Raw genomic sequence first — 25,462 nt, forward strand, 5'->3', positions numbered from 1 at the left:
AAGGAGGACGAAATGCGCAAGTCATTTCGTGCAGGCGCCGTGGCCATGCTCGCCGCGGCCGCAATGCTTACCGCAGGATGCTCCGGCACTTCAGGTACGGACGCCGGCGGATCGGCAAATGATCCCAACCAGAAGGTGGAACTGACCTATTGGGCCTGGGCGCCCAACCTGGACAACGTAGTGGAGGTCTGGAACGAAAAGAACCCCAATATCCACGTCACCGTCAACAAGCAGGACGGCGGCGACCCCGCCGTCACCAAGCTGCTCACCGCCGTCAAGGCCGGCAGCGGCGCCCCGGACCTCATCCAGGCCGAATACCAGAAGATCCCCACGCTGGTCGCAGCCGATGCCCTCGCAGACCTCTCCGGCACCGAAGCCAACGAGACCAAGAGCCACTTCCCTGAAGGCGTCTGGGACTCGGTAACCCTCGGTGGCGACACCCTCTACGCGGTTCCGCAGGACACCGGCCCCATGGTGTTCTACTACCGGGCCGATATCTTCGAGAAGCTGGGCCTTTCCGTTCCCACCACCTGGGATGAGTATGCGCAGGCCGCCAAGGCAGTCCATGCCGCTGATCCCGAGGCCTACCTTGGCACTTTCTCTTCCAACGACGCCGGCTGGTTCACCGGCATGGCCCAGCAGGCAGGTGCCTCCTGGTGGGGCGTCGACGGCGACGCCTGGAGCGTCAACATCGACGAGGACCCCACCAGGAAGGTTGCAGAGTACTGGGGCGGCCTCGTGGAAGAGGGCACCATCGACAACAAGCCGATGTACACCCCCGAATGGAACACCGCCCTGAACACCGGCAAGCAGGTGGGCTGGCTAAGTGCAGCCTGGGGCCCGGGCGTTCTCTCCGGCAACGCCGGCGCCACCGCCGGGCAGTGGAAGGTGGCACCCATGCCGCAGTGGGATGCTTCCAAGCCCTCCACCGGCAACTGGGGCGGTTCCTCCACCGCAGTAACAACACAGTCCAAAAACGCCGAGGCCGCCGCGAAGTTCGCCACCTGGCTGAACACCGACCCCGAAGCAGTCCAGGCCCTGGTCAAGGAAACCGGTGTCTACCCGGCCGACAACGCAGGCGCCAAGTCTGCCCTCACCGAGGCACCGGAGTTCTTCTCCAACCAGCCCGACTTCTATGACGTGGTGGGCGACGCCGCGCAGAACGTGGGCTCCTTCACCTACGGGCCCAACGTCAACGTGGCCTTCAACGCCTACAACGACCAGTTCGCCAAGGCTGCACAGGCCAAGCAGAAGAGCGCCTTCCTGGACGCCGTGAAATCCATGCAGCAGGTCACCGTTGAGGACCTGAAGCAGACCGGCTTCACCGTCAAGTAACCCCGGCAGGCAGCAACAAACTCCGGTTCCGGGAAGGGCATCCCCAAGGTCCTTCCCGGAACCGGCACCACCTCAAATCCGGGCCATCCCGAATCCCGACGAGCTCCAATCCACACAAGGAAGTGCACCCGTGGCAATGACCGTGACAAAGCCCGGTCCGGCGGCAGACACCGCAGCCGGACCCTCCAGGCGGGCGAAGAATTTCAAATCCCGGGTGATCATTCCCTACGCGATGCTCGCCCCGGGCATCATCCTTTTCCTCGTTTTTATGGCAGCCCCCATCGTCTACACGCTGGTGCTGAGTTTCCAGAAAAAGAAGGTTAGCGGCCTGGGCCTCGGCAAGGGCTCCCAGAGCCAGGTTTTTGCAGGCTTTGAAAACTATGTCAGCGCCCTGACGGACCCGGAGTTCCTGGGCAGCGTGCTGCGCGTGCTGCTGTACGGCCTCATCCTGATCCCGCTGATGCTCGGCTTCGCCCTGCTGTTCGCGCTCCTGCTGGATTCCCGCCGAACCCGGGCCGGCAGCTTCTCCCGCACCGCCATCTTCCTTCCCTACGCCGTGCCCGCAGTCATCAGTTCCCTTCTGTGGGGCTTCCTGTACCTGCCCGGCGTGAGTCCCTTCCACTTTCTGGCCCGGCAGTTCGGCGTCGCGCTTCCCTCGCTGCTGGACCCGAACCTCGTGACGTTCGCCATCTGCAACATCGCCCTCTGGGGCGGCGTGGGCTTCAACATGATCGTGATGTACACATCGCTGAAGGCCGTACCCAGCGAAATCTATGAGGCAGCGAAGCTGGACGGCTGCTCAGAGATCCAGACCGCCCTGCGGATCAAGATCCCCATCATCGCCCCGTCGCTGGTCATGACAGCGCTGTTCTCGATGATTGCCACGCTCCAGGTCTTCGCCGAGCCCACCACCCTGCGGCCCCTGGCCAACAGCCTTTCCACGAGCTGGTCCCCGCTCATGCTGGTCTACCGCGACGCCTTCACGCGCAACGACGTCTACTCAGCAGCCGCCACCAGCATCGTGATCGCCGCGGCCACCTTCATCATTTCCTTCCTGTTCCTGCGCGTTGTGCAGAAGCGGGCCTTCGGACAGGAGAACTGACCGTGACCACCCTCGCCCCCAGCCGCACCCCGAATACAAAATCCGCTCGTACGTCCAAGGGCGCAGTTTCGGCCCACGACAAGCCGAGCTACCTTTCCACCGGGATCCTGATCCTCGGTGCGCTGTACTGCCTGTTCCCCGTGATCTGGGTAGTGGCCGCTGCCAGCAAGGACGGCAACGAGCTGTTCTCCACCTTCACCCTCGCTCCCAGCACCCACCTCTGGGACAACATCGTGGCCCTCACCGAATACCGGGACGGCCTGTTCTGGCGCTGGATGGCCAACACCGCACTCTACGCAGGCGTGGGCGCCATCGTCTCGACCTGGGTCTCCGCCCTCTCCGGGTACGTGCTCGCAAAGTTCGACTTTCCCGGAAAGTCCGGGATCTTCAAGGTGCTGTTGATGGGCGTGCTGGTGCCCGGCGTCATCCTGGCCATCCCCCAGTACCTGATGCTGGCCCAGGCGGGGCTGACCAACACCTACTGGTCCGTGCTCCTGCCCCAGATCATCAGCCCCTATGGCATCTACCTCGCCCGGATCTACGCAGCAGCGTCGGTACCCGGCGATGTCATCGAGGCCGCCCGCACCGAGGGTGCCAAGGAAATGTACATCTTCAACCGGATTGCGGCCCCCATGATGCTGCCCGGCCTGGTGACCATCTTCCTTTTCCAGTTCGTAGCCATCTGGAACAACTTCATGCTGCCGTACATCATGCTCGGCGACGACCACTTGTTCCCCATTACCGTGGGCCTGAACGGGCTGCTGAACCAGGGCGCCTCCGCTCCGGCCCTGTACACCCTGGTCCTGGCCGGTGCCCTGCTGTCGATCGTCCCGCTGGTCATTATGTTCCTGCTCCTGCAGCGCTACTGGCGGGTTGACCTCGCCGCCGGCGCTGTCAAGGCCTAGTCCTAGATAGGCTTTGAACCATGACTCAACCCACCTCCCGGCCGAGGCCAAAGATTGACGACGTGGCCAAAGAAGCCGGAGTCTCGCGCGGCACCGTCTCCCGGGTGCTGAACGGCGGACACTGGGTCAGCCCGTCCGCGCTGGAAGCCGTCAACGCCGCCATCAAAAAGACCGGCTACCGCGTCAACCCGCATGCCCGGAACCTGGCAACCAACCGGGCAAATTCGGTGGCCTTCCTGCTGACCGAAACCCATGACCGCCTGTTTGAGGATCCCAACTTCGCGGTCCTCCTGCGCGGGGCGGCAGACGCGCTGGCAGTCCATGACATTCCGCTGGTCCTGATCCTGGCCGGCACCGACGACGAACAGCGCCGCGCCACCGATTTCCTCACCGCAGGCCATGTGGACGGCGTGCTGCTGGTGTCCTCGCATGCCACCCGGAAAGGCATCATCTCGGACATCATTTCCGCTGGCATCCCTGCCATCTCCTGCGGTATCCCCCTCGGGTTCGAGAAGAAGATGGGCTACGTGGCGGCCGACGACTACGAAGGTGCCCGCGACCTGCTGCGGTACCTGCGGGACGCGGGCCGCCGTCGGATTGCCACGATCACGGGGCCGCAGGACACCTCCGGCGGCATCCGCCGGCTTGAGGCGTACCGCGACGATCAGGGCGCGGACATTGATGAGGCGCTCATTGTCCACGGTGACTACAGCAAGGAGAGCGGCGGGAAGGGAATGCGCGAACTCCTCGACCGGGCTCCCGATATCGATGCTGTTTTTGCCGCCAATGACCTCATGGCACTCGGCGCCCTGGAGGTGCTGCACGAGGCGGGGCGCCGGATACCTGAGGACGTCGCCGTCGTCGGCTTCGATGACATCAGCGCCTCTTCGGCTGCGGCGCCCGCGCTGACCACCGTGCGCCAGCCCTTCGAACGCATCAGCGAGGAAATGGTCCGCCTGCTCCTGGATGTCATCAACGGCAAGCGCCCCGCGGCCATCACCATTCCCACGGAACTGGTGGTCCGGGAATCAGCCTGACCTTCTTCACCTGACCACAAGAAAAACGACAGCGGACGACGCCGGGACCTCCCGCCGTCGTCCGCTTCCGTAGTTGCCGCTGCGTTACGTGCCGCTACCGGCTGAAGCGGACCTGCTTCCAAGACAGGACAGGGGCGCTGGAGGCGCTGTTGCGCGACGCCGTGAACCGGACGTAGTGGGTAACTTCTTCTGCGCCAGCCACGGTGATGCGCTGCAGGTCATCCGCGGCCGGCAGGTTGTAGACGTCCAGCCATTTTGAGCCGGCCGCGAGCGGCTTGTCCGCGGCAAAGACGTGGCTGTCGCCGTTGATGAGATAGACCGGCCCGTCGAAGCTGTTCGTTTCCTCGATGATGGTCTTCACTATCTCCTTGAAACCGGACACCGAGCTCGGGCTGGGCTGAGAGCCCTTCGGGGTCGGGGGAGCGAACATGTCGGCCTGGGTCATCAGCACCACGGCCCGGAGGCCCGCGGCGTCAGCAAACGTGTCGCGGATCTGTTGCACCGCAGCCTTGATCCGGTCATTCACGTCTTTCCGCTGCTCCGGCATAACGGTAGTTTTTTCCAAACCGGTCCAAAGCTGCAGCCCGTTGTTGCTGCCTTGGATGTTCAGCACGGAGAAGGCCACGCGGTTCTGGGTGAAGCGGACGTTTTCCGGAAGCCCGATCCCTACCTGGGACGTGACGGGCATGGCGGCACCGAGGGTGTTGCCGGGCTCGTCGAAGAACACTTCCCGCAGCTTGTCCAGCCGCTCCAGCGGGTTGTACGCGCCGTTGTCAATACGGTGGCAGTCCACCCACTCGTTGTCGCCAGGCGTAAAGACCAGGGGGTGCTCGAAGGTGTCGAACTGCTCCCGGATTTTGGTGAAATAGCCGTCGGTACAGCGGGACGTTCCGTTTTTGATGTCGCCCACGTGGGCCACGAAATCAAGCCTGCTGTCCGCGTTTAGGTCCTGGATTCGCGCGGGGAACTTGTTGACTTCCGCGCCGCCGTAGGGCATGTCCCCAATAACGCCGAAACTAAAGGAATCCTTGTTGGGGGCTTTGTCAGCAGCGTTGGCGGGCTGGGACGTCAGAAGGCCGAGCGCCAGCAGCGCCGTGGTCGTTGCAGTGAGGGTTTTCGAAGTCATCAGTTTCGCCTGTCTGCTTACCGGGTGGCTAGTTGTGCAGGTGATGAGGAGCTGCTTCAGCGCCTCGACAGCGTCAGTGTGACGTAGTCTACTCCGACGGCGAAAGCTCGTTCCAGATGATTTTTCCGAGTGCGGCACTCCTCCTGATGCTAGGCGTGGCCTGCCGTGGGGGCTTCAAGCCCAAGTTCTCTAGACTTGCCAGTGGACGCTTTAGCCACAACAGGAACAAAGGAGCCAATAATGAGCGGAGTAGTTGTTGTAGGAGTGGATGGCAGCGAGTCGGCCAGGAAGGCTGCGGAAGCGGCGAGGGACCTGGCGGTATCGCTGGGAACTGGCCTGCACATCGTGACCGCATTCGAGACCGAGAGTGCCGAGACCTTCGGTGTGGGGTCGGACCAAGTGCGGATTTCGAACGCCGACAGCGCAGAAATCGTCGCAAGGTTGCTGGGCAATTCGGGACAGGGCCTGGAGATCACCCACTCGGCCGCCCGCGGCAAGCCGGCTGATGCCCTGATCAAGGAAGCGATCCGCCTGGACGCAAAGGTGATCGTGGTAGGCAACCGCAGGATGCGCGGCATCGGCCGGCTCCTGGGCAGCGTCGCCAACAGCGTGGCGCACAACGCCCCCTGCGATGTGTACATCGCGAACACGTACGACGACTAGCAGCGAAGGCAAGCAAGCGGCCGACGACGGGACCTCCCGCCGTCGGCCGCTTGCTTTTTCTCAGCAGGGTAAGTGCGGGCCACCTGGACCATTGGTATTGCTCCCTCCACCCGGAGTGTTAGGAGCCATGCGCCCAACACGGCCAGCGCACTGATCCAGGTTGTTGCCTGCCGTTTCCGGCCCGCACGGTCCCTAGCTGGAGACGTCCTTTTCGATCTCCTCGGCGAGGTCGTCCACCTCTTCCGGGCGCAGTTCGATGCCGGCTTCCTCAAAGCGTTCCTCGAGCACATGGCTCACGTCATCCTCCACGTGGCCCAGCCGGATCTCGTCCCGGACCTCGTCCGCGATGCTTTCAGGAGTCTCTGTATGGGCTGTGTCCTCCACTGTTTCGTCGTCGTCGAAGGGGGCGTTTGAGGTATCGGCTGAGTCAGTCATACCCCATGGTTACCGGTTGCCCGTGAACGGTCAATAACCGGAACCGCAGAAGGGAAGGGGCCGACGGCGGGCCCCTCCCGCCGTCGGCCCCTCACCCTTCTGTTCAGTCCCCCAGTGGCAGCGACTGTGCAACCGTGACCGCGATCAGGACAACGAGCGTGGCACCAACCGCCCACGCTTCCAATCGCTGCCGCAGGGTCCTGCGCTTTGATCCGTTACTCGTTGATCTCCACTTGTACATAGTCCTCCCGAAGGAACATCCGTCGTTCCTGCCAGCCGTCGAGTACAACCCAGATGACGGAGCCGTCGGGCGCGGCGGCGTCCACGAAGCCGGAGCCGACAGGCAGCCCGTGCTGCGAAAGCCGCACCCGCTGCCCCATCGGCAGGGCGTTCCACGACACCCGCCGCCACTGTTGCCCGCTTGCCGCTTTCACGGGACTACCGCAGGATGACCGTGCGGTTGCCCAGCAGCAGGATCCTGCCCTCGCAGTGCCAGCGGACGGCGTTCCGCAGCGCAACGCATTCGGCGTCCCGGCCCGCGGCCACCAGATCATCGGCCGTGTACGTGTGGTCCACCTCGATGACCTGCTGGGAAATGATCGGGCCCTCGTCCAGTTCGGCGTTGACGTAATGCGCGGTGGCCCCCACGGTTTTGACGCCCCGCTCATAGGCCTGGTGATACGGCTTCGCACCCTTGAAGCTGGGCAGGAAGGAGTGGTGGATGTTGATGGTCCGGCTGGCCAGCTTGGCGGAGAGCTCGTCGCTAAGCACCTGCATGTAGCGGGCCAGGACCACGAGTTCAACGTCGAGTTCGTCCACAAGTTCCAGGAGCCTGGCTTCGGCGTCGGGCTTGGTATCCCTGGTCACGGGCACGTGGAAGAACGGGATGCCGTCCCACTCCACCAGGCTTGCCTGGTCCAGGTGGTTGGACACGACGGCGACGATCTCCACCGGAAGGTCGCCCGTCCGCGCCCGGAACAGCAGGTCGTTGAGGCAGTGCCCCATCCTGGACACCATCACCAGCACGCGGCGCTTGCGTCCGTGGGGTTCCAGCTGCCAGTTCATCTGCCACTGTTCGGCCAACGGGGTGAAGCTGGTGCGCAGGTCCTCGGTACTGAACGGCTGCTGCTGCGGACCTGGCCCGGAGGCGAAATGCACCCTCATAAAGAAGTGCCCCTGGGCCTTGTCCCCGTACTGCTTGATGTCAATGATGTCGCAGCTGTGCTCCAGCAGGAAGGCCGAAATCGCGTGGACAATCCCAGGCGACTCAACACAGTCAACCGTCAGGACATGTTCGACGGCGGCAGGAGGTTCCGCCGTCGAGGCACCTCTGGCGGGCGCTCCCGCGGGCGTTTCCAGCGTGCTCACTTTTTTACCCCGTCAAAATCCCGGCCGATGGCAGAGGCCTCGGTATCCAGGTCCTGCGCAAGCTCCGACTTGAAGGTGGCGTAGCGGGCCAGGTGAGCAGGCCGCCGTCGCAGTATCAGCCATGCGGCGCCGAGCACCAGGAACCACACCGGTGTCACCAAAAGTGCCAGCAGGGTGTCCGGCTGCGTGGTCAGTGCCCAGAGGACGAAGGCGAAGAACGCGAACACCACCCACACCATCGGCACACCGCCGGGCATCCGGTACTTGGAGCCCTCGTGCAGCTGCGGGCGGCGGCGCCGGAATGCGAGGTAGCTGGCCAGGATGATGGACCAGACGAACACGAAGCAGACGGCGGACACGGTGGTCACCATTTCGAAGGCCTTGCCGATGTCCTGGCCCGCGTACATCAGGATGACGCCGGAGAGCAGCAGCACGCAGGAGAGGAACAGCGCGTTCTGCGGAACCTTGCGCCGGGACAGACCGCGGAAGACCGCCGGCGCGTCCCCCTCCTGCGCCAGCCCGTAGACCATGCGGGAGGTGGAGTAGATGCCGGAGTTGGCCGAGGACATGGCTGAGCTGAGCACCACCAGGTTCACCACAGTGGCTGCGGCGCCCAGGCCTGCCAGGGAGAACATGGCGATGAAAGGGCTGTGGCCGGCCTGGAACTGGGTCCAGGGGGTGACGGACATCAGGATGATGAGGGCGCCCACGTAGAAGAGCAGCACGCGGATGGGGATGGAGTTGATGGCCTTGGGCAGGTTCTTCTCCGGGTCCTTCGCCTCGGCGGCCGTGGTGCCCACCAGCTCAATGCCCACAAACGCGAACACCGCGATCTGGAAACCGGCCACAAAGCCCATGAATTCGTTGGGGAACATACCGCCGTGGCTCCACAGATTCGTGAAGGTGGCAGGGCCGGCGTCGGACTGGAAGCCCGTGAAGATCATGAACATGCCCACGATGATCAGCGCCGCGATGGCGATGATCTTGATCAACGCGAACCAGAACTCGGTCTCGCCGAACGCCTTCACGGTGACGAGGTTCAGGAACAGGAGGATGGCCACGGTGGCCAGGCCCGGGATCCACAGCGGCAGGCCCGGCCAGAGTTCCTTGGAGTAGCCGGCGATCGCGATGACGTCGGCTATGCCCGTGATCACCCAGCAGAACCAGTAGGTCCAGCCGGTGAAGAAGCCTGCCCAGGGGCCCAGGAGGTCCGCGGCGAAGTCGCTGAAGGATTTGTAGTTCAGGTTGCTCAGCAGCAGTTCACCCATGGCCCGCATAACGAAGAACAGCATGAAGCCGATGATCATGTAGACGAAAATGACGGACGGTCCGGCCGCCGAGATGGTTTTGCCCGAGCCCATGAACAGGCCCGTGCCGATGGCGCCGCCAATGGCGATCAGCTGGATGTGCCTGTTGGTGAGCTGCCGCTCAAGATGCGGCTCCTGGTGGGGCGTTACAGGTTTAGTTGTCACGTGCTGCTCCTCGAATCAATGCTGTCTGGAGTGCTGAAGTTGCAGCCTTGTCCGGTCCCGCGGGCACGGAATCAAGGCTGTTGAAGCTGTAAAGATGGATGCCGGCGATGTTTGCCTGGCTGGCTTTCCAGGCCAGCGATCAGGCTGTCCGGGGAGTAGCGGTCCCCGCTCAGGAGTTTCCGGGCCAGCGGGCCCTTGCGGCTGAGGAACTTCAGGGAACTTCCGACGCCGATCTGCGCGGACAGTGCCACCAGCTTGGTCCGCGGGACGGCCCCGGCCACCCCCGCCCAGACGGGCAGGCGGACACCTTCGCGGCGCAGGAGCGCCGAGAAGTCATGGATCTTCCCCGCGGAAAAGCACATCTGCGTGACCACATGCGAGGCCAGGTACTGCTTCGCCAGGAGGCTGTCCAACAGGTCCACCGGGCTGACGAGGGGGTGGCCCTCCGGGTAGCCCGCGACGCCGGCCCGCATCATTCCACTGCTGTACTGGGCAATGTCTTCCAGCACCGGAAGGGCGGAGTGGTAAATGCCGGCGGGCTGCTTCCGGTCTCCCCCGATGACAAAGACGTCACGGATGCCGGCCGAATCGCAGCCGCGGACTATCTCGGTGAGCTCGCCACGGCTGCGGATGCTTCTTGCCGCGAGGTGCGGGATGACCTTGTAGCCGGCGTCGCCCAGCTCCATGGCAGTGCGCATGGTCCGCTCGATGCCGTGGTGCGGCAGGCACGTCACGCTGAGCGTGGTGGTCTTGGGCACCAGGGCTTTGACCTGCTCAACGATTCCCTGGGAGGGGATGATTTCGATTCTGACGGGGAACATCATTGGTCCTGTCTCTTCATCAGGTTTGGTACTCCGGGCTCAGGCTGTGGCTGCCAGGAGTGAGCTGGCTTCCTGGCGGGTGGTGCCGGAGGACTCGATGTGGGCGAGTTCTGCCGGGATGTCCCAGCCCTTCTTGCGCATCGCGGTGGCCCAGAGCCGGCCGGCGCGGTAGGAGGAGCGGACCAGCGGGCCACTCATGACGCCGAGGAAGCCGATCTCGGTGGCCTCGTCCTGGAGGTCCACGAATTCCTGCGGCTTGACCCACCGGTCCACCGGCAGGTGCCGCTCGGACGGGCGCAGGTACTGGGTGATGGTGATCAGGTCACAGCCGGCCTCGTGCAGGTCCCGGAGCGCTTCGGAGATCTCTTCGCGGGTTTCGCCCATGCCCAGGATCAGGTTGGACTTGGTCACCATGCCCAGGTTCCGGCCCTGCGTGATCACATCCAGGGACCGCTCGTAGCGGAACGCCGGCCGGATCCGCTTGAAAATCCGGGGCACGGTTTCGACGTTGTGCGCGAACACCTCGGGCTTGGAGTCGCAGATCGCGGCGATGTGTTCGGGTTTGCCGGAGAAGTCGGGGATCAGCAGTTCCACCCCGGTGCCGGGGTTCAGTTCGTGGATCTTGCGGACCGTCTCGGCGTACAGCCACACGCCCTCGTCCTCAAGGTCGTCCCGGGCCACCCCGGTGACGGTGGCGTAGCGCAGCTGCATCGCCTGCACCGACCGGGCCACCTTGGTGGGTTCGAACCGGTCCACCGGGGAGGGTTTGCCGGTATCAATCTGGCAGAAATCACAGCGCCGGGTGCACTCGGACCCGCCGATCAGGAACGTGGCTTCCTTGTCCTCCCAGCACTCAAAAATGTTGGGGCAGCCGGCCTCCTCACACACCGTGTGCAGGCCTTCCTTCTTCACCAGGTTCTTGAGCTGGACAAACTCCGGCCCCATCTGGACCTTGGCCTTGATCCAGTCCGGCTTGCGCTCCACCGGGACAGCAGAATTGCGCTGTTCAACGCGCAAAAGCTTCCGGCCTTCAGGTGCCAATGTCATTAGTCTTCTTCCTTCAGCATTCGACGACGTTGACGGCGAGGCCGCCCATCGCCGTTTCCTTGTATTTGGAGCTCATGTCCTTGCCGGTTTCCCGCATGGTGATGATGACCTCATCGAGGGAGACCCGGTGGGAGCCGTCGCCCCAGAGCGCCATCTTCGCGGCGTTGATCGCTTTCGCCGCGGCGATCGCGTTCCGTTCGATGCACGGGACCTGGACCAGCCCGCCGATCGGGTCGCAGGTCAGGCCCAGGTTATGCTCCATCGCGATCTCCGCGGCGTTTTCCACCTGCGCCGGGGTACCGCCCATCACCTCGGCCAGCCCGGCGGCGGCCATCGATGACGCCGAGCCCACCTCGCCCTGGCAGCCCACCTCAGCGCCCGAAATCGACGCCTGCTCCTTGTACAGCACCCCGACGGCGCCGGCGGCGAGCAGGAACTTCACCACGACGTCGTCGCGGTCCTCCTGGGTGGCGTTCTCCATCCCCGGCGCAAAATGCAGCGCGTAGTACAGCACCGCCGGGATGATCCCGGCAGCGCCGTTGGTCGGAGCGGTGACAACGCGGCCGCCGGAGGCGTTCTCCTCATTCACCGCAAGGGCGATCAAGTTAACCCACTCCTGCCAATATTTCGGGTCGTGGAAGTCACCGTCCTGGCCTTCATCGTCAGGGCGGGTGCTTTCCTTCTTGAGCCGCTCGTACCAGTCAGGGGCACGGCGCCGGACCTTCAGCCCGCCCGGCAGCACGCCTTCACGCTTCAGAGACGTGGCCACGCAGCCTTCCATGACGGAGTAGATGTGCAGCAGTCCTTCACGGATTTCCTCTGGCGTGCGGCTGTCTTCCTCGTTGACCCGCATCACCTCGCTGATGCTCAGGCCGGTTTCCCGGCAGTGCTCCAGCAGTTCGGCGGCCGTCCGGAAGGGCAGGGGCAGTTCTTTCTTGGACTCGTCCAGCTCCTGCTGCGCCGCGTCCTCCTCACCTTCGCGGACGATGAACCCGCCGCCGACAGAGAAGAACGTTGCGGTGTGCAGGACGTTGCCGTCGGCGTCGGAGACCGTGAACGTCATGCCGTTGGTGTGCCGGGGCAGGATGGTCAGCGGCCGCAGCACCATGTCCTTCACCCCGTAGGGCAGCGGAACAGCACCGGCCAGCTGCAGCATCCCCGAGTCGGCGATGGCGGCAAGTCGTTCCTCCACCTCGTCCGGCAGGATCAACTCCGGGTGGAACCCCTCCAGCCCCAGCAGGATCGCCGTCATCGTCCCGTGGCCGTGGCCCGTCGCCGCGAGCGACCCATACAGGTCAACCCGCAGCGACGCGACGTCAGCCAGCAAGCCGGAAGCCTTAAGCTCCTCGGCAAACACAGCAGCAGCCCGCATCGGCCCAACAGTGTGCGAGGAAGAGGGACCGATCCCAATCGAAAAGAGATCAAAGACTCCAACAGCCATTACGGGTATTCCTAACTAAGTTCTGGTCGGGGTGGAGGTGCCGTTGCCAAGGCGACGGAACCGCGAGCGTCGGTGGAGCCGGGCTTTTCGAAAGCGTGCGTCAGAGGCGAGGAACGAGCCAGCACGCGTGAAAAGTCCGGTCCGCCGTCGCGGACGCAACCGGGACAAGCCACTCAGGCGAGGTTCTGGACACCCGGATAGAGGGGGTGGGCTTTGGCGAGTGCCTCTACGCGGTGGCGCAGGCCGGAAAGGTCCGCGTCGGCGTCGGCCGTTAAAGCCTCGGCGATGATGTCCGCAACTTCACGGAACGCTGCCTCGCCGAAGCCACGCGTTGCAAGCGCCGGTGTGCCGATCCGGAGGCCGGAGGTGACCATCGGCGGGCGGGGGTCGAACGGGACGGCGTTGCGGTTAACGGTGATGTCGATAGCCGCGAGCCGGTCCTCGGCCTGCTGCCCGTTGAGTTCGCAGTTGCGCAGGTCAACGAGGACCAGGTGCACGTCGGTGCCGCCGGAGATCACGCTGATGCCCTTAGCGGTGACGTCGGGCTGGACCAGGCGCTCGGCCAGGATCCGGGCACCGGCGAGGACGCGCTCCTGGCGCTCCTTGAACTCGGCCGACGCGGCGATCTTGAAGGCCACGGCCTTGCCCGCAATGACGTGCTCCAGCGGGCCGCCCTGCTGGCCGGGAAACACAGCCGAGTTGATCTTCTTGGCGATGTCGGCGTCGTTCGTCAGGATGATGCCGCCGCGCGGACCGGCGAGGGTCTTGTGGGTGGTGGACGTGGTGACGTGGGCGTGCGGCACCGGCGACGGGTGCAGCCCGGCGGCCACAAGCCCGGCGAAGTGGGCCATGTCCACCATGAGATAGGCGCCCACGGAGTCGGCGATGCGGCGGAACTCGGCGAAGTCCAGCTGGCGGGCGTAGGCGGACCAGCCGGCCACGATCAGCGCGGGCTTGGTTTCCTGGGCCAGGCGCTCCACTTCGGCCATGTCCACGGTGTGGGTGTCCTCGCGGACGCCGTACGGGACCACGTTGTAGAGCTTGCCGGAGAAGTTGATCTTCATGCCGTGCGTGAGGTGTCCGCCGTGGGCCAGGTTCAGGCCCATGATGGTGTCGCCGGGCTTGATCAGCGCGTGCATCACCGAGGCGTTGGCCTGCGCACCGGAGTGCGGCTGCACGTTGGCGAACTCCGCACCGAACAGTGCCTTGATGCGGTCAATGGCGAGCTGCTCGACGACGTCCACGTGCTCGCAGCCGCCGTAGTAGCGCTTGCCCGGATAGCCCTCGGCGTACTTGTTGGTCAGCACCGAGCCCTGCGCCTGCATCACGGCGACGGCGGTGTGGTTTTCGGAGGCGATCATCTCCAGGCCGTCGCGCTGGCGGGTCAGTTCGTCGTCGATCTTTGCGGCGATCTCGGGGTCCAGCGCGGACAGGTCGGCGTCCAGGGACGGGGAGACTACCTGCTCGAAGGCTGCGGTTGTGGTCATGCCGGCGCCGCTCACAGCTCGCCGCCGTTGGCTGCCGCGTACTCTTCGGCGGACAGCAGGGGGCCTTCTTCGGTGACGGCCACCTTGAAGAGCCAGCCGGCGCCGTAGGGATCGTTGTTGATCAGGGCGGGGTCGGAGACCACTTCGTCGTTGATCTCCACAACCTCGCCCGTGACGGGTGCGTAGAGGTCGGAGACGGACTTGGTGGATTCAACCTCGCCGCAGGTCTCCCCCGCGGTCACGGTGGAGCCAACCTCTGGCAGGTCCACGTACACGATGTCGCCCAGGGCCTCGGCGGCCACGGCCGAGATACCAATGTTGGTGGGGCCGGATCCGTCAGCAGCAACCCACTCGTGCTCGGCGGAGTACTTCAGTTCAGCAACAACTTTTGCCATGGTGTGTTTCCTTAGGTTCGTGTTTGAAAAGTGAGAGAGCCTTAGCCCAAACCCCACATCAAGTGCGAGAGCGTCGGGCCAAACCCCGCATCAGGTGATGGAGCGTGAGCCCAAAACGTGCGGAAGGTGATGGAGCGTTGGGTTGAAAGGCGCATCAGGTGATAGAGCGTTCGGCCCCTTCGGGTCCGGCGTCCGGCAGCATGCGTCTAAGGGAGCGTCACGTCCGCTCAGCGGGCGTCTTCGCGACCGAGCATGCAGAGGAGGCCGGACCCGACGGGCCGTCGGCGTCCGTTACTTTTGGCGCTTGTAGAACGGCAGCTCTACTACTTCAAAGGGTTCTGCCTTGCCGCGGAGGTCGATGTCCAGGGCGGTGCCGGGCGCGGAGTGTTCGACGTCGACATAGGCCAGGGCGATCGGGTAACCCAGGGTGGGGCTCGGCTGGCCGGAGGTGACTTCGCCCACGACGTTGCCGTCCTTGAGGACCGGGTAGTGGCTGCGGCCGGCGCGGCGGCCCAGGCCCTTCAGGCCCACGAGCTTGCGGCCGGAGGTGGAGCCGGCGCCCAGTTCCTTGAGCTCGGCCAGCACCGCCCGGCCCACGAAGTCCGACTCCTTCTTGAGCGAAACCACAGGGCCCAGGCCTGCGGCGTAGGGGTTGCCCTCGCGGGAAAGCTCATTGCCGTAGAGCGGCATGCCGGCTTCCAAACGGAGCGAGTCGCGGCAGGCCAGCCCGGCGGGGATGAGGCCGTGTCCGGTGCCAACTTCGAGCAGCGCGTCCCACAGGCCGGCGGCGTCCTCGTTCGGGATGTAGATTTCGAAGCCGTCCTCACCGGTGTACCCGGTGCGGGCCAGCAGCAGCTCCTGTACTGTGCCGTTGACGGTAATCCCTACCTCCACAGCCGCGTAGTACTTCAGCTCCGTCACCAGCGAGTGCTGTTCGGCGGGGACCAGCTTGAGCAGGATGTCCTCGGCGTTCGGTCCCTGCACGGCGATGAGGGAGGTCTCGGCGGAGACGTCATCCACCACGACGTCGAACGCTGCAGCGCGCTCGGCCAGTGCGGCGGCAACCACCGCAGCGTTGCCCGCGTTTGGCACCACCAGATACTTGGCTGTCCCATCCGCAGCCGCGGGAAGGCGGTACGTGATGAGGTCGTCGATGATGCCGCCGTCTTCCTGGCAAATCAGGGAGTACTTGGCCTTGCCCACGGCCACAGCGGACAGCTTGCCGGCCAGGGCGTAGTCGAGGAAAGCCCCGGCGTCGGGACCGGTGACCCAGACTTCGCCCATGTGGGAGAGGTCGAACAGGCCGGCGGCGTTGCGCACGGCGTGGTGCTCGGCCAGCTCGGAGCTGTACTTCAGGGGCATTTGCCAGCCGCCGAAGTCGGTGAAGGAGGCGCCGGCAATCTTGTGTTGCTCGTAGAGCGCTGTGTAGTTCTCGGTCATTTGAAGAAGTCCTTAGTTTTCGAACTCGGAAAGCGGAGGGCAGGAGCAGACCAGGTTGCGGTCCCCTGCCGCGCCGTCGATGCGGCCGACCGGCGGGAAGTACTTGTCCTGGCGGAGCGAAGCCACCGGGAAGGCTGCCTGCTCACGCGGGTAGGTGCGGTCCCAGTCGGAGGAGACGACGGCGGCTGCCGTGTGGGGTGCGTTGCGCAGCGGAGACTTTTCCACCGGGAAGTCACCGTTTGCCACCTGGTCGATTTCCTGGCGGATGGTGATCATGGCTTCGATGAAGCGGTCGATTTCCGCGAGGTCCTCGGACTCGGTGGGCTCCACCATCAGCGTGCCGGCCACCGGGAAGGACAGCGTGGGGGCGTGGAAGCCGAAGTCGATGAGGCGCTTGGCCACATCCTCGGCGGTGACGCCGGTCCTGGCCGTCAGGTCGCGGAGGTCCAGGATGCACTCGTGCGCCACCAGGCCGGTCTCCCCCGTGTAAAGGACAGGGAAGTGCTCGTCGAGCCGCGCCGCAACGTAGTTTGCAGCCAGGAGCGCGGACTTGGTGGCCTCGGTCAGGCCCTGCCCGCCCATCAGCTTTACGTACGCCCACGAAATCGGCAGCACGCCCGCGGAACCAAAGCGGGAAGCCGAAATCGCAACCCCATGCCCGGCTTCGTGGGCAGCCTTGTTGGCATCGCCCGGCATAAACGGTGCCAGGTGCGCCTTGGCAGCAACAGGTCCGACGCCGGGCCCGCCACCGCCGTGCGGGATGCAAAACGTCTTGTGCAGGTTCAGGTGGGACACGTCGCCGCCGAACTTGCCCGGCTGCGCCAGCCCAACGAGGGCGTTCAGGTTCGCGCCGTCAACGTACACCTGGCCACCGGCGGCGTGGATGGCATCACACACCTCGCGGACGTCCGAGTCGTACACGCCGTGCGTAGACGGGTACGTGATCATGATGGCGGAGAGGACGTCCTTGTGGGCCTCGATTTTGGCCTGCAGGTCGGCGTGGTCGATCGTGCCGTCAGCGGCGGTTGCCACCACAACAACCTTCATGCCCGCGAGGACAGCGGACGCCGCGTTGGTGCCGTGGGCGGAGGCCGGGATCAGGCAGACGTTGCGCTGCTGGTCACCGCGGGAGTGGTGGTAGCCACGGATCGCCAGCAGCCCGGCGAGCTCCCCCTGGGATCCGGCGTTGGGCTGGATGGACACCTGGTCGTAGCCGGTGATCTCGGCGAGGTCGGCTTCGAGTCCGGCAATGAGTTCCCGCCAGCCTTCGGTCTGGGAGTCAGGAGCGAACGGGTGGATTGAGGCGAACTCGGGCCAGGAGATGGCTTCCATCTCGGCGGTGGCGTTCAGCTTCATGGTGCACGAACCCAGCGGGATCATGGTGCGGTCCAGCGCCAGGTCCCGGTCGGAAAGGCGGCGGATATAGCGCAGCAGCTGGGTTTCCGAGCGGTGCGTGTTGAACACCGGGTGCTGCAGGAAGGCGGAGGTGCGCAGCACGGACTCCGGCAGCTCAAACCCGGCAGCCTCAACAACCGGACCGGCACCAAAGGCGACGGCAACCGCGGAGAGGACCTCCGGCGTCGTGGTTTCATCGACTGACACGCCAACTGTGTCCGCATCGATGAGGCGCAGGTTGATGCCGCGGGCTTCGGCGGCGGTGATCACCTTGGCGGCCTTGCCGGGCACGCGGACGGTGAGGGTGTCGAAGAAGGTGTCGGACACCAGTTCGCGTCCGGCGGTCTTCAGCGTGGTGGCCAGGGCGCGGGCGTTGTTGCGGACGGTTTCGGCGATCGCCTTCAGTCCGTCGGGGCCGTGGTAGACGGCGTAGAAGGACGAGACGATCGCGAGCAGTGCCTGCGCGGTGCAGATGTTGGAGGTGGCCTTCTCGCGGCGGATGTGCTGCTCGCGGGTCTGGAGGGCCAGGCGGTAGGCGGGGACACCGGCGTCGTCCTTGGAAACGCCCACGATCCGGCCGGGAAGGGTGCGTTCCATGCCCTGGCGCACTGCCATGTACGCGGCGTGCGGTCCCCCAAAGAACAACGGCACGCCGAGGCGCTGTGTGGAGCCGACGGCGATGTCCGCGCCCTGCTCCCCCGGCGGGGTGATGAGGGTGAGGGCCAGGAGGTCAGCGGCGACGGTGACCAGGGCACCGCGGTCCTTGGCCTCGGCGATGACGCCGGACTGGTCCCAGACCCGGCCGGAGACGCCGGGCTGCTGGAGGACGACGCCGTTGATGTCGCCGTCGGGCAGTCCGTTGGTGAGGTCGGCGACCTCCACCTCGAAGCCGAGGGCCTCGGCGCGGCCCAGCACGATGGCGATGGTCTGCGGGAGGAGGTCGGCGTCGAGGACGGTCTTGCCGTCCTTGGCCGTCTTGGACTTGTTGGCCCGGCGCATGAGCAGCACCGCTTCGGCGACGGCGGTGGCTTCGTCGAGCAGGGACGCGTTGGCCACCGGGAGCGCGGTGAGGTCCTGGACCATGGTCTGGAAGTTCAGCAGTGCTTCGAGCCGGCCCTGGGAGATTTCCGGCTGGTACGGGGTGTAGGCGGTGTACCAGGCGGGGGCTTCGAGGATGTTGCGGCGGATCACCGGCGGGGTCACGGTGTCGTAATAGCCCTGGCCGATCATCTGCACGGCCATCTTGTTCTTGCCGGCAAGCTTGCGGAGCTCGGCGAGGACCTGGACTTCGCTCAGGGCGCCCTCGAGGGTGAGGGGCTTGTCCTGGCGGATGGAATCGGGGACCGCGCTGTCGACGAGGCCATCGACGCTGTCGTAGCCGACGGCCTTGAGCATGGTGTCGATGTCGGACTGGCGGCGCGCGCCGATATGGCGGTCTGCGAAGGTGGTTGGGGACGATTGAACCGTCATGAGAGGAACTCCATAATTCAGGTGGTGCCGAAACACCACGTTGATTCGGGTTCCTCCCCGCTCTGTATTGGACCTGAGAGTTTTGCGTTGCCCTGCTGTCAGCAGGACGCCACTTGCACCGTCGGTGAGCCCGGTTGCCCGGACTGCTTTCCAGAGTTGCCTTGCCGCGGCGGTACGTGGGCCTGAGAGATTCCTGGGGAGGATTTGCTCCTACGGCGCCTGCAGAACGTACCGGCAGGACTCTCCCGCCGCAGATCATCAGCACGTGCCACTGGTGGGTGACACGGCTCACACCATACCGGGTTCCGGGGCGGGATGCAAAACGGGGGCCGCTTTTCAGGCAAGCGTACGACGGCGGGAGGTGCCGCCGTCGTGCCCTCACCGAAGCGCGGGTCAGGGGTTCCTGGTGCCGGCTTTCCTGCCGATTCGATACCCGGCCCAGAATGCCAGGACGAGCAAACCCGCGACGGCGATTGCCAGGCCGGCCTGCGTCCCCGGCGTGACGAAAGACAGGCCGCTTCCGCTGAAAGGCTCGTTGTCCAGCGGCGCATAGGCGAACCAACCGAAGCTGACATTCTGGCTGTTGCTCCACGCGATGAAGCACCCCGCGAGCACCACGGCGAGCGCCGCTATCGGCAGGACGGCTCCGCGGAGGCGGGCAGTCCTTGGCCTTGTGTGTTCTCCAGGTGTGTTGTTTTCCCCCATGCTGGCGAGTCTAGTGGTGCTGCTGATTGTTACCCGGCACCCGGGACAGACGACGCCGGTGGTGGCTAGGCTGGGCGGATGTTGACCATCGGCAGCACCGTTCTTGGCGTCAATGACGTCGCCCGCGCCACAGCTTTTTGGCAGGCCGCCCTCGACTATGTCCCCCGCGGGCCCGGCGACGAAACCTGGGTGATCCTTGTGCCGGCGTCGGGACCGGGAACGCAGCTGGCACTCATGCTGAGCGAGACGCCCGTCCAGGACCGCCCGCGCATCCACTTGGATTTGTACGCGGACGATCAGGCAGCAGAGGTGGAGCGGCTGATCTCACTCGGTGCCCGGAGCGTCGACTGGGACCTGTACCCGGAGGACTCCGACTTCGTGGTGCTCGCCGACCCCGACGGGAACCGTTTCTGCATCATCGACCAAAGCCCGCGGTAGCACCGCCGTCGAACCTTGTGCCGGTAATACTCGTTGTGGGCGGTTGTACGGGCAATCCGGGAACAAGCGCGCCCTCCATGCCGTTTGCATGCCTACGAGCGGCATTCCCATGCGGCGGCACCCAACAGAACGGAACCACATGGTCAGGGCTATCTGGAACGGAAAAGTCATCGCCGAATCCACGGACACCGTGGTGGTGGAGGGCAACCATTACTTTCCGCGCGACGCGGTCAACGCGGGCTACCTCAGGGACAGTGACCTGTATTCGGTCTGCCCCTGGAAGGGCAAGGCCAGCTACCACTCGCTGGAAGTGGACGGAAAGCTGAACGTGGATGCGGCCTGGTTTTACCCGGAGCCCAAAGTGCGCGCCAAGCAGATCGAGGACCGCATCGCGTTTTGGCGCGGCGTGACCATCGAGGCGTAGCAGCGGACAGCAAACGGGCGGCGTCGGGACTTCCCGCTGTCGCCCCTTGCTTTTGCCAGGGCCCGCCATCGCACCTCCGTGTCCAGTCGGGCTACGCCGCCAGCGGCAGATCGAACAGTTGCTCGGCCAGCCGGATGAGGTGGCGGGGAGCGTCGGTCTCTTCGCCGGACTTTGTGTGGCCAAGGAACATGGCGGTTCCGTGGATGGTTTTATCGAGATCGATGCCCGCTTCTCGGATGAGGACCTCGGCGCGGAGGTTCTCGGTGTACCTGATCCCCTCGCTGTCCAGGTAGGCATGCCAGTCAGTGCCGGCAATACGCCCTACTTCCCCTGCAGCCACCCGCTGTAGTGCTGAAAGGTCCAGCTCCACGGTCTTGATGTGAACCGGATGAACGAGGCGGGCAGGGACTACTAAGGCGTTGACGGAAGTGTTCATGGTGGTGTCCTTGTAGCTGAAAAACGTGGGTAAGGCGCCGCTGGCGGAATGGCGCGGGCAGCCGACTGGGCTAGGAGTCCCGTTTCGGCTGCCCGCTGGCTTGTTTAGCACTGGTTTTTGCGCGGCTTTATGAAGTTAATTTCGCTGTTTTCGCTTTTGGCTCTTTTGTCGGCTCTTTTTTCGAGGATCGATTTGCCGGCTTTTTTCGCGGCTCCGCTTTTCGGGGTTTTTCCTGACATGGGAATCACGCCTTTCCATGCTTTGCGTTACCCGATACCATACCTACTTTTATTTTTTATGCCAGTCCTGGAAAAACCTGGCGCAGCGGCAGTCCGGCGGCCCCAGCACTGGGCGAGGAGTGTGACCACGACGGTTATCTCCTTTTCCAGTTCCTGGCAGAAGGACCTTTATTCGTTTTTTCTTTCAACGATCGCAAGGAAAGCTGGAATAACAGCGAATTCGTGGCGCGGCTTTTTGCTGCAGTCTGGCTACATGCGATCCGGTGGCTCCTTAACGGGGATTGGCCCTATAGCCGAGCGTCGACAGTTCCCGCAGGATCAAAGATTTGCGGCTTCTTCCTCCGCCAGCCTGATCATGCGGAGCTCATCCTCCACGGCGCGGGACGGCCAATAGTCCTTGGACAGCTCACTTGACCGGATCCTGTCTGCCTCCGGGAAGAGCTTCCCGAGCAGTCCGGACGCCTGAAGCAGGGCGATCAGCACAATGGTCCGGACATCGGTCGCCTTGGAAACGTGCTTGGCCCCGGGCGGGTTGGGGCCACGCTCCGCAGATGCGGTCGCCCCGCCATCCGCCGTCCCCACACCAGGTGCTGGGCCCCCGGCTGCCGTCGTATCCGGCACTTCGAGGTTGGACGGTGCGCCGCTGAGCGCGGCCTCGATCCTCTTCAGGAGCGCCGCCTCCGGGGCATGGTCCTTCTCCGGGAACCGCACGGCCCGGAACCGGCCCAGGTGCTTTTCACCCACATGTTCCACGATGCCAAGCGACACCAGCCCGTCGTAGACACGCAGCACTTCTGCGCGGCTCTCCAGCACCGACACCCACCACTTGGGAGTGTGGGGACGGGATTTGCTGCGGATGAGTTCCAGTTCGTGCTGGTAGTCCGTTGCGGGGGCAAAGCCGGTAGCCCTGACGTGTTTCCCCTGCAGCTCGATCGCGTCGAGCAGGTCCAGCTCGGCCAAAATCGCCCCGGCCACAGTGGTCCTGAGTGCGAACAGCGGCACTTCAGGTTTGCCGTTCTGGTCATTTGTGGCCAGGAGCAGGAACTCCTGGGGAAGGCTCAGTTCCACCGGTCGGGTTGTTTCAGCATCCATAGCATCATGGTGGACCAGTTGGGCACCCACCACAACGAAGTTTTATAACGGATGACGGCGGGGCCTCCCGCCGTCATCGAATCCATGGCCTTACTCGGCCCGCGTGAAGGTCCCCAGCCCCGTTCTGTTGTAAAAGTCCAGGGTGACGCGGGGCGAGGAGCCGCCGCCTCCCCCTGCAAAGATCGCACCGGCCAGGCCGTTGCCGTTCTCGCCAATGGTCTCGAAGCTGAACGTGTCTCCGTCGAAATGGGTGAGGGGGAAAGTGGTGGGACCGCCAGCCGGCCCCATCCTCATGGCCAGCTTTCCGCCCTCTTCGAAGACCACAAGCGGACCATAGTAGTAGCTGTCATAGGTGCCTGTGTAGGCCCTGTTTTGCCTGGCAGGCGAGGGGTTGGCGGGAACCTTGGTGTAGTCGACCTCAGGTTTGCCGGCCTCGTCCTGATGCTTGAAAATGCCAGCGATAAAGGTCAGCCAGTCGACCGTGGGCGATCCGTGCTGGGCGGTGTCCATAAAGTCGGCGTTGACTGCTTCAGGAATCCCTTGCGGGCGGCCGTTGGTCAGGGCCACAATGGCCAGCTGTTCACCGGGAAGCATCGACACCGCGGTGGCTGCGCCGAGGCTGAATGCGCCGGAGTGTCCCAGCTGGACGCGGGCCTGGTCGTCGTAGGAAACGTTCCAGCCCAGCCCGTAGAAGCGGGAGCGGGCTGCAGGGGCCGAGGCCGGACCGGAGAAGGCATGGGGAACATGCGTTGTTTGGAGGGCAGCGGCATCAATCACCGGTTTGCCCTCGTAGCTGCCGTTGCCCAGCTGCAGCCGGAGCCACTGGGCCAGGTCCCGCACGGACGAACTCGCGCCCCCGGCCGGAGCCTCGGCGTCAGGGTAGCGGCGGTATTTCGCCGCCCACTCCTTGTTCCCGACCGGCACATGGAGGATGGCCTTGTTTCCGGCTGCCTCATAGTCCGAGTGGCGGTAACTGGATGCGGACATGCCCAGCTTGCGGAACAGGATCTCGTCGGCCAGATCCTCCCAGGTCGTCTTCATCGCGTCGGCTGCGGCCTGGCCAGCCTCGGTGAAGCCGAAATTGCTGTAGTTGTAGCTGGCCCGGAACGTGTCAAGTGGTTGCTGGACGAGGTGGCTGAGGATGTACTCACGATCGAAACCGAGATCCTCCAGCAGGTCACCCGAACTCGTTCGTAGCCCGCTGCGATGGGACATCAGGTCAGCGAAGGTTGCATTCCGGGTGACGTAGTCATCGTTGAACGCGAAGCTCTTGTTGTGTTCGATGACGGGGTCGGTCCATTCGATGACCTTTTCTCCCACTACCCCTGCCACCACTGTTGAGGCCAGGGGCTTGGAGACGGAAGCCACCTGGAACACGGTGTCAGGGGTGATCGTCTCAGGCTTTCCGACTTCCCGGACCCCAAAGCCTTTGGAGAACACCACTTCGTCCCGGTACACCACCGCGACCGCCATACCCGGGAGCCCGGTACTTTCCATCGCGTCCGAAATGAATACGTCGAGCCTTGCGAGGGCATTATCGACTTTCGCCCGGTCCAGCAGTGGTTCAACTTGTCCGGGCGGGGCAGGGAGCAGCGATGCCGGCGGCGGCGCCGGTGCATGCTGTACAGCTGTGGCGGCGGAAGCGGACAGAACGTGTGCACCGGCTGCCCCGGCCGCCCCAATCCCGGCCGTCTTCAGCAGCGTGCGTCGGTTCGGGAAAACGGAACCATTATTCATGTCGAATCCTTGATCCTCAGGCGGTGGGCGTTTTAGTAGGCCCCAGCCTTCCCGACAGGCTTAATGGTGGACCCCGCACAGGAAGCAGGCAATGGAAACGGCGGAAGTTGGGTAGGCCCGGGCGCCTTTACCATCAGCGGGCATAAGCTGGTACCACCAGTTCCCTTCCAGCATCCGGGAGGTCATCGTGGACGCTGAAACCGCCGATGTGGTGGGCCATGATGTCACCACCATCACCTGCGTCTGCGGCAACACTGTCAGCCAGGATGGTTTGATTCAGGCGAACTCTGAGGGCATGCCTGTTTATGCCGAGTCCCCTGTCCCCGAAGGGCTGGCGGCGTGGCCGGCGGACGAGGACCTCTACACATTGTGCCCTCGATGTGGCCGCGTGTACCGCGACGCCGTTATTGAGGAGACAAGCACAGCGCCCGTCGCTTTCCGGGTGGACGTCACCACCGGCCCCGTCGCAGAGGCAATCCAGGTCCACTGGGACCTCAGCCCGTAGAACCGGGCGGCAAGACCCGCAGCAAACGCAAGCGGACGACGGCGGACGCTCCCGCCGTCGTCCGCCTGCGCTGGGCAGCAAGCACTTTCGCCCAGCGCCGCTGGGAGGGGCGAGTGGATTCAGCTGCGGGCAGCGTCTAGCGTGAGTTCCATGGCGTCCGATGCTTCAGCGAATTCCAGCGGCAACCCGCTCCTTGTCCTGGGCAAGATCACCTCGATCCTCGACGCGTTCTCCCTTGCCAGGCCGGTTCTGTCGCTGAGTGATATCCGCGAGCACACGGGACTGCCCACGTCGACCGTCCAGCGGCTCGTCACCAACCTGACATCCCAGGGATTCCTTGACCGCGAGGAAGACGCCTACCGCATCGGGATGCGGATGGCCTATTGGGCGGCGCCCGCAACCCGCGGGATGGAAGTTGTGGACATCCTGAGCCCGCTGCTCAAGACCTTGCGCGACACTACGGGCGAAACGACGTGCTTCTTCAAATCCGAACAGCATTACCGGGTATGTGTGGCCATGGCGGAAACCCGGCATGCCCTTCGGCGGGAGATGCACCTGGGTAAGGTGGCGCCGCTTCATGCCGGCTCGGCCGGGCGCGTTTTGTTGGCCTGGGATCCGGAGTTGATGGACGCGGTCCTCCGTGATCCTTTGACCCAGATCACGGAGTCCACCATCACCACCTCCGAGGAGCTTGCTGTTGCCGTCAAGCAGACCCGCAGGGATGGGTTTGCCATTACGGTGGGCGAGCGTGAAGACGGGGCTTCGGGTCTTTCGGCCCCGGTCTTTGACCCCGCGGCGGCTTTGGTGGGCGCTGTCACCATCAGCGGTCCTACCCTGCGGATGCCGCTTGAGGCGTGCGAAGCGTGGGTGGAGCCCCTGCTCACCACGGCGGAGCACATGACACGACTGATCGGCGGCCGGTTTCCTGGTGAGTCCTGAGTCCCGCC

26 protein-coding genes and 2 riboswitches are annotated in these 25,462 nt (G+C 64.5%); of the genes, 9 read left to right on the top strand and 17 right to left on the bottom strand.

The window, feature by feature from the left end:
- Window positions 1-12: 12 nt before the first annotated feature.
- The 4 genes from M1D93_RS16950 to M1D93_RS16965 all read left to right on the top strand — a co-directional run bounded on the left by M1D93_RS16950 (window position 13) and on the right by M1D93_RS16965 (window position 4,379).
- Window positions 13-1,335, top strand: coding sequence for an ABC transporter substrate-binding protein (locus M1D93_RS16950; protein ID WP_461172624.1), 1,323 nt, complete (start codon window positions 13-15; stop codon window positions 1,333-1,335).
- A 136-nt stretch (window positions 1,336-1,471) separates the two neighbouring features.
- Window positions 1,472-2,437, top strand: a complete 966-nt coding sequence (locus M1D93_RS16955) for a carbohydrate ABC transporter permease (RefSeq protein ID WP_461175054.1) — start codon at window positions 1,472-1,474, stop codon at window positions 2,435-2,437.
- A 2-nt stretch (window positions 2,438-2,439) separates the two neighbouring features.
- On the top strand, window positions 2,440-3,342 hold the full coding sequence (locus M1D93_RS16960) for a carbohydrate ABC transporter permease (protein WP_461172625.1): 903 nt from the start codon (window positions 2,440-2,442) through the stop codon (window positions 3,340-3,342).
- A gap of 20 nt (window positions 3,343-3,362) precedes the next feature.
- Window positions 3,363-4,379, top strand: coding sequence for a LacI family DNA-binding transcriptional regulator (locus M1D93_RS16965; RefSeq protein ID WP_461172626.1), 1,017 nt, complete (start codon window positions 3,363-3,365; stop codon window positions 4,377-4,379).
- A 94-nt stretch (window positions 4,380-4,473) separates the two neighbouring features.
- Here M1D93_RS16965 and M1D93_RS16970 read toward each other — a convergent pair whose 3' ends face one another.
- Window positions 4,474-5,505 carry a hypothetical protein gene (locus M1D93_RS16970; RefSeq protein ID WP_461172627.1) on the bottom strand — a complete coding sequence of 344 codons (1,032 nt, stop codon included), beginning with the start codon at window positions 5,503-5,505 and terminating at the stop codon, window positions 4,474-4,476.
- Window positions 5,506-5,745: 240 nt separating this feature from the next.
- Between M1D93_RS16970 and M1D93_RS16975 the strand changes: the two genes are divergently transcribed.
- Window positions 5,746-6,168, top strand: a complete 423-nt coding sequence (locus M1D93_RS16975; protein ID WP_461172628.1) for a universal stress protein — start codon at window positions 5,746-5,748, stop codon at window positions 6,166-6,168.
- A 192-nt stretch (window positions 6,169-6,360) separates the two neighbouring features.
- On the opposite strand, the gene M1D93_RS16980 is transcribed toward M1D93_RS16975, so the two are convergent.
- The 12 genes from M1D93_RS16980 to M1D93_RS17035 form a co-directional block, all read right to left on the bottom strand.
- Window positions 6,361-6,603 (bottom strand): hypothetical protein, encoded by a 243-nt coding sequence (locus tag M1D93_RS16980; RefSeq protein WP_461172629.1) that lies wholly within the window; start codon window positions 6,601-6,603, stop codon window positions 6,361-6,363.
- Between the two features lie 215 nt (window positions 6,604-6,818).
- On the bottom strand, window positions 6,819-7,037 hold the full coding sequence (locus M1D93_RS16985; protein WP_461172630.1) for a hypothetical protein: 219 nt from the start codon (window positions 7,035-7,037) through the stop codon (window positions 6,819-6,821).
- Window positions 7,038-7,041: 4 nt separating this feature from the next.
- Entirely contained in the window at window positions 7,042-7,971 is a 930-nt protein-coding gene (gene purU / locus M1D93_RS16990; protein WP_461172631.1) for a formyltetrahydrofolate deformylase, read from the bottom strand.
- Entirely contained in the window at window positions 7,968-9,443 is a 1,476-nt protein-coding gene (gene cycA, locus M1D93_RS16995) for a D-serine/D-alanine/glycine transporter (protein ID WP_461172632.1), read from the bottom strand. The genes purU and cycA overlap by 4 nt, the downstream gene beginning before the upstream one ends.
- A 71-nt stretch (window positions 9,444-9,514) precedes the next feature.
- On the bottom strand, window positions 9,515-10,267 hold the full coding sequence (locus tag M1D93_RS17000; protein WP_461172633.1) for a methylenetetrahydrofolate reductase: 753 nt from the start codon (window positions 10,265-10,267) through the stop codon (window positions 9,515-9,517).
- A gap of 36 nt (window positions 10,268-10,303) precedes the next feature.
- Window positions 10,304-11,311, bottom strand: coding sequence for a lipoyl synthase (lipA, locus tag M1D93_RS17005; protein ID WP_163166089.1), 1,008 nt, complete (start codon window positions 11,309-11,311; stop codon window positions 10,304-10,306).
- A gap of 13 nt (window positions 11,312-11,324) precedes the next feature.
- On the bottom strand, window positions 11,325-12,752 hold the full coding sequence (locus M1D93_RS17010; RefSeq protein WP_461172634.1) for an L-serine ammonia-lyase: 1,428 nt from the start codon (window positions 12,750-12,752) through the stop codon (window positions 11,325-11,327).
- A 173-nt stretch (window positions 12,753-12,925) separates the two neighbouring features.
- A complete protein-coding gene (gene glyA / locus M1D93_RS17015) occupies window positions 12,926-14,239 on the bottom strand; it encodes a serine hydroxymethyltransferase (protein WP_461172635.1) in 1,314 nt (437 codons plus the stop codon).
- A gap of 11 nt (window positions 14,240-14,250) precedes the next feature.
- The gene (gcvH, locus tag M1D93_RS17020; RefSeq protein WP_163166083.1) at window positions 14,251-14,634 is read right to left on the bottom strand and encodes a glycine cleavage system protein GcvH; all 384 of its coding nucleotides are present in this window, start codon (window positions 14,632-14,634) and stop codon (window positions 14,251-14,253) included.
- A 291-nt stretch (window positions 14,635-14,925) separates the two neighbouring features.
- Window positions 14,926-16,074 (bottom strand): glycine cleavage system aminomethyltransferase GcvT, encoded by a 1,149-nt coding sequence (gene gcvT, locus M1D93_RS17025; RefSeq protein WP_461172636.1) that lies wholly within the window; start codon window positions 16,072-16,074, stop codon window positions 14,926-14,928.
- A 12-nt stretch (window positions 16,075-16,086) separates the two neighbouring features.
- Window positions 16,087-18,939, bottom strand: a complete 2,853-nt coding sequence (gcvP, locus tag M1D93_RS17030; protein ID WP_461172637.1) for an aminomethyl-transferring glycine dehydrogenase — start codon at window positions 18,937-18,939, stop codon at window positions 16,087-16,089.
- Between the two features lie 52 nt (window positions 18,940-18,991).
- A riboswitch (glycine riboswitch) is annotated at window positions 18,992-19,098 on the bottom strand.
- 1 nt (window position 19,099) lies between these two features.
- Window positions 19,100-19,197, bottom strand: a riboswitch (glycine riboswitch).
- A gap of 135 nt (window positions 19,198-19,332) precedes the next feature.
- On the bottom strand, window positions 19,333-19,644 hold the full coding sequence (locus tag M1D93_RS17035) for a hypothetical protein (protein WP_461172638.1): 312 nt from the start codon (window positions 19,642-19,644) through the stop codon (window positions 19,333-19,335).
- A gap of 78 nt (window positions 19,645-19,722) precedes the next feature.
- On the opposite strand from M1D93_RS17035, the gene M1D93_RS17040 reads away from it, so the two are divergent.
- Window positions 19,723-20,082, top strand: a complete 360-nt coding sequence (locus M1D93_RS17040) for a VOC family protein (RefSeq protein ID WP_461172639.1) — start codon at window positions 19,723-19,725, stop codon at window positions 20,080-20,082.
- Between the two features lie 139 nt (window positions 20,083-20,221).
- A complete protein-coding gene (locus M1D93_RS17045) occupies window positions 20,222-20,506 on the top strand; it encodes a DUF427 domain-containing protein (protein WP_461172640.1) in 285 nt (94 codons plus the stop codon).
- A gap of 91 nt (window positions 20,507-20,597) precedes the next feature.
- Here the strand turns inward: M1D93_RS17045 and M1D93_RS17050 are convergent, their stop codons facing one another.
- From M1D93_RS17050 to M1D93_RS17065, 4 genes are all read right to left on the bottom strand, one after another.
- A complete protein-coding gene (locus tag M1D93_RS17050; protein ID WP_461172641.1) occupies window positions 20,598-20,942 on the bottom strand; it encodes a hypothetical protein in 345 nt (114 codons plus the stop codon).
- A 104-nt stretch (window positions 20,943-21,046) separates the two neighbouring features.
- The gene (locus M1D93_RS17055; protein ID WP_461172642.1) at window positions 21,047-21,181 is read right to left on the bottom strand and encodes a hypothetical protein; all 135 of its coding nucleotides are present in this window, start codon (window positions 21,179-21,181) and stop codon (window positions 21,047-21,049) included.
- A 318-nt stretch (window positions 21,182-21,499) separates the two neighbouring features.
- A complete protein-coding gene (locus tag M1D93_RS17060) occupies window positions 21,500-22,273 on the bottom strand; it encodes a GOLPH3/VPS74 family protein (RefSeq protein WP_461172643.1) in 774 nt (257 codons plus the stop codon).
- A 90-nt stretch (window positions 22,274-22,363) separates the two neighbouring features.
- Window positions 22,364-24,010 (bottom strand): serine hydrolase, encoded by a 1,647-nt coding sequence (locus tag M1D93_RS17065; RefSeq protein ID WP_461172644.1) that lies wholly within the window; start codon window positions 24,008-24,010, stop codon window positions 22,364-22,366.
- Window positions 24,011-24,197: 187 nt separating this feature from the next.
- Here M1D93_RS17065 and M1D93_RS17070 point away from each other — a divergent pair, with 187 nt between their 5' ends.
- Both M1D93_RS17070 and M1D93_RS17075 read left to right on the top strand, forming a co-directional pair.
- On the top strand, window positions 24,198-24,515 hold the full coding sequence (locus M1D93_RS17070) for a hypothetical protein (RefSeq protein ID WP_461172645.1): 318 nt from the start codon (window positions 24,198-24,200) through the stop codon (window positions 24,513-24,515).
- A gap of 150 nt (window positions 24,516-24,665) precedes the next feature.
- On the top strand, window positions 24,666-25,454 hold the full coding sequence (locus M1D93_RS17075) for an IclR family transcriptional regulator (RefSeq protein ID WP_461172646.1): 789 nt from the start codon (window positions 24,666-24,668) through the stop codon (window positions 25,452-25,454).
- The last annotated feature ends 8 nt before the right edge of the window (window positions 25,455-25,462 follow it).

It is taken from the genome of Arthrobacter sp. Z1-9, assembly GCF_054792695.1.

What these genes read in the sequence shown, in the direction of transcription:
- M1D93_RS16955 (WP_461175054.1), top strand. Translation starts at nt 1,472, where the DNA reads ATGACCGTGACAAAGCCCGGTCCGGCGGCAGACACCGCAGCCGGACCC.
- M1D93_RS16980 (WP_461172629.1), bottom strand. Translation starts at nt 6,603, where the DNA reads ATGACTGACTCAGCCGATACCTCAAACGCCCCCTTCGACGACGACGAA.
- M1D93_RS17050 (WP_461172641.1), bottom strand. Translation starts at nt 20,942, where the DNA reads ATGAACACTTCCGTCAACGCCTTAGTAGTCCCTGCCCGCCTCGTTCAT.
- M1D93_RS17060 (WP_461172643.1), bottom strand. Translation starts at nt 22,273, where the DNA reads ATGGATGCTGAAACAACCCGACCGGTGGAACTGAGCCTTCCCCAGGAG.
- M1D93_RS16950 (WP_461172624.1), top strand. Translation starts at nt 13, where the DNA reads ATGCGCAAGTCATTTCGTGCAGGCGCCGTGGCCATGCTCGCCGCGGCC.
- M1D93_RS17040 (WP_461172639.1), top strand. Translation starts at nt 19,723, where the DNA reads ATGTTGACCATCGGCAGCACCGTTCTTGGCGTCAATGACGTCGCCCGC.
- M1D93_RS17055 (WP_461172642.1), bottom strand. Translation starts at nt 21,181, where the DNA reads ATGTCAGGAAAAACCCCGAAAAGCGGAGCCGCGAAAAAAGCCGGCAAA.
- M1D93_RS16975 (WP_461172628.1), top strand. Translation starts at nt 5,746, where the DNA reads ATGAGCGGAGTAGTTGTTGTAGGAGTGGATGGCAGCGAGTCGGCCAGG.
- M1D93_RS17035 (WP_461172638.1), bottom strand. Translation starts at nt 19,644, where the DNA reads ATGGGGGAAAACAACACACCTGGAGAACACACAAGGCCAAGGACTGCC.
- M1D93_RS17065 (WP_461172644.1), bottom strand. Translation starts at nt 24,010, where the DNA reads ATGAATAATGGTTCCGTTTTCCCGAACCGACGCACGCTGCTGAAGACG.
- M1D93_RS16970 (WP_461172627.1), bottom strand. Translation starts at nt 5,505, where the DNA reads ATGACTTCGAAAACCCTCACTGCAACGACCACGGCGCTGCTGGCGCTC.
- gcvH (WP_163166083.1), bottom strand. Translation starts at nt 14,634, where the DNA reads ATGGCAAAAGTTGTTGCTGAACTGAAGTACTCCGCCGAGCACGAGTGG.
- lipA (WP_163166089.1), bottom strand. Translation starts at nt 11,311, where the DNA reads ATGACATTGGCACCTGAAGGCCGGAAGCTTTTGCGCGTTGAACAGCGC.
- M1D93_RS17000 (WP_461172633.1), bottom strand. Translation starts at nt 10,267, where the DNA reads ATGATGTTCCCCGTCAGAATCGAAATCATCCCCTCCCAGGGAATCGTT.
- M1D93_RS17045 (WP_461172640.1), top strand. Translation starts at nt 20,222, where the DNA reads ATGGTCAGGGCTATCTGGAACGGAAAAGTCATCGCCGAATCCACGGAC.
- M1D93_RS16965 (WP_461172626.1), top strand. Translation starts at nt 3,363, where the DNA reads ATGACTCAACCCACCTCCCGGCCGAGGCCAAAGATTGACGACGTGGCC.
- glyA (WP_461172635.1), bottom strand. Translation starts at nt 14,239, where the DNA reads ATGACCACAACCGCAGCCTTCGAGCAGGTAGTCTCCCCGTCCCTGGAC.
- M1D93_RS17010 (WP_461172634.1), bottom strand. Translation starts at nt 12,752, where the DNA reads ATGGCTGTTGGAGTCTTTGATCTCTTTTCGATTGGGATCGGTCCCTCT.
- M1D93_RS17075 (WP_461172646.1), top strand. Translation starts at nt 24,666, where the DNA reads ATGGCGTCCGATGCTTCAGCGAATTCCAGCGGCAACCCGCTCCTTGTC.
- gcvT (WP_461172636.1), bottom strand. Translation starts at nt 16,074, where the DNA reads ATGACCGAGAACTACACAGCGCTCTACGAGCAACACAAGATTGCCGGC.
- gcvP (WP_461172637.1), bottom strand. Translation starts at nt 18,939, where the DNA reads ATGACGGTTCAATCGTCCCCAACCACCTTCGCAGACCGCCATATCGGC.